The sequence below is a fragment of the Fulvivirga aurantia genome (genome assembly GCF_009711475.1).
GTDB classification, from domain to species: Bacteria; Bacteroidota; Bacteroidia; order Cytophagales; family Cyclobacteriaceae; genus Fulvivirga; species Fulvivirga aurantia.
In genome coordinates this window covers 1-2,147 of sequence record NZ_SMMD01000376.1, presented here as the reverse complement: position 1 = coordinate 2,147, position 2,147 = coordinate 1, and the positions used below count along the sequence as shown (strand labels likewise).

At 40.5% G+C, this 2,147-nt stretch carries 3 protein-coding genes; 2 read left to right on the top strand and 1 reads right to left on the bottom strand.

The window, feature by feature from the left end; all coding sequences use genetic code 11:
- Positions 1-365 (top strand): response regulator (locus tag E1176_RS01995; RefSeq protein WP_155208902.1); only part of this gene is annotated, 365 nt, incomplete at its 5' end.
- 5 nt (positions 366-370) lie between these two features.
- On the opposite strand, the gene E1176_RS01990 is transcribed toward E1176_RS01995, so the two are convergent.
- Positions 371-997 (bottom strand): NUDIX hydrolase, encoded by a 627-nt coding sequence (locus tag E1176_RS01990; protein ID WP_155208901.1) that lies wholly within the window; start codon positions 995-997, stop codon positions 371-373.
- Between the two features lie 108 nt (positions 998-1,105).
- Between E1176_RS01990 and E1176_RS01985 the strand changes: the two genes are divergently transcribed.
- The gene (locus tag E1176_RS01985; protein ID WP_155208900.1) at positions 1,106-2,116 is read left to right on the top strand and encodes a DUF6268 family outer membrane beta-barrel protein; all 1,011 of its coding nucleotides are present in this window, start codon (positions 1,106-1,108) and stop codon (positions 2,114-2,116) included.
- The last annotated feature ends 31 nt before the right edge of the window (positions 2,117-2,147 follow it).

Here is a 2,147-nt window from a genome sequence, read left to right as displayed (position 1 = left end):
CTGAGAAGAAGAAAATGTTGATTGTAGAGGATGACAAGGCGCTTTCACTTGTACTTTCTAAATATTATGGCCGCCATTATGAGGTAAAAACTGCGAGCAATTCTAATGAGTGTCAGGAGACCATTCGTAGGTACACACCAGATATAGTACTTCTCGACTATTACCTCCCCGGCAAAACTGGCGGAGAACTCTTTTCTATCATAAAAAATGCCGCTCCTGAGGCCCGTATTATCATACTAAGTGCCAACGAATCATCACAAACTGTCGTGGATCTTATCAAGTTAGGCGTTAGAGACTATGTGGTAAAAGGTAATAATGCCATAGAAGAGATAGATGAAATCCTTGGTACGCCAAAAGAAGAATAAACCTATTAGGTATCTAAGATCGTTACAAATTCAGAAAGAATCATGGCCGTGGCACCCCACACTACACGACCTCCCAGGTCAAAGTAAGGTGCGTTGAGTTTTATTCCCTGTCGTACAGTTATATCCTTTCTTTTACGCTTTTCCAGATCGAGTAATTCATCAATTCTAACTTCAATAAGCTCTTTGACCTCAAATGTGTCTATCTCAAAAGCTGGTTTTTGTTTGATGTAACCAATCACAGGCGTAACCCTAAAGTTGCTTGGTGGAATGTACAGATCGGTAAGTCTGCCAATAACATTAATTTGACTTTCTGCAATGCCAATTTCTTCTCTTGTTTCCCGCAATGCTGTACTGGTGATATCAGTATCTATTTCTTCAAATTTGCCTCCCGGTAAGCTTACTTGACCTCCATGTGTACCCCCATAGTCGTGCCGTTGGGTCAGTGGCATAAAAATCGACCCCTCTTTTTGATACAATAGAATCAAAACACCCCCTCTTCGTACGTCCTTTTTATCGAGATTAAACCGTTCTCTAGTGCTTTCTACCGGCATCATCAACTGTTGGGCCTCCATACCGGGCAGACCGTTATTTACTTTTTGGCTAAGGTGTTTTACTAAGTCTTCTAAAATCATGAGCAACACAATAATAAGCAAAATGTGTATTTATACTAAAAACCAAAGACTCCTTATCTTGTTAGCAGATAAATCAGTAAATTGGTTGTTACCGCTAATCCCTAAAGCATGTTTAAATCAACCTTATGGCTAATATTTCTAGTCTCACTGTCGGCTCATACTTTGCTGGCTCAAGAGACCATAGTCAACTGTACTGATTCGACATTTTGCGTGCCCAGCGTAATTGGTTTACCGAGAACCAAAGGGATCGTACTCAAGCGAGAGCTGGTAAGAGATTACGGTATACAATCGGAAGCGGCTCCCCCAAACGGCAATTCATCAGCAGAAGTAAGACGTAACAGACGTTGGGAACTAAAAATAAAGGCTCCCATTATACTGAAGGAAGGTTTTAAGATGGCTGTTGGCTTTAAGTATTTTGTAGAGGAATTCAACTTTGAAAACATTCGAAACGAAGAATACCCCTTTTACAATAGCCTGGAAGACCGTCCTCTTCGCAGCATCAGAGGTGACGTATTCATGATCAAACCCACTCTCGGCAAAAGATATTACATCTTAAGAGTAAGCGCAGGGCTCAATGGAGATTATAACCTTGATAATTTTGGCAAAACCGACTTTTTAAAATTTTCCATATCCCCTCTAGTAGGGTGGAAAAAGAACGATTATGTCTCCTATGCAGTTGGGCTCGCCTTCAGTTACAATTTCGGTAGGCGAACGATCGTGCCTGTTTTTGCTTATAACAAGTCTTTTAACAACCAGTGGGGCTTTGAGTCGATACTCCCTGCTGAAGTAAAACTCAGATACAGCACACTCAACCTCAAAAACTACTTTTACCTTAAGACTGAATTAAACGGAGCCAACTACAGCATTACAGTTGATGAAAACAGGGAAGAACTATTGTTTCTCAACAAATCAGAAGTACGTTTTTTAGCTAGCTGGGAGCGAGAAATTCACGACTGGTTATGGTTTTCTGTTGAAGGTGGAATGCGCAAAAACATCAACTTTGACCTTACGGACTCACAGAACTCAAACCGTAATATTATCGTGGGTAATAACCTCAATGAAGCGCTCGTACTTTCTTTTAGCTTGTTTATAGTACCTCCCCGCAAGTTGCTTAAATAGCAGAACAAAATATTATACTTTACATTTCAGG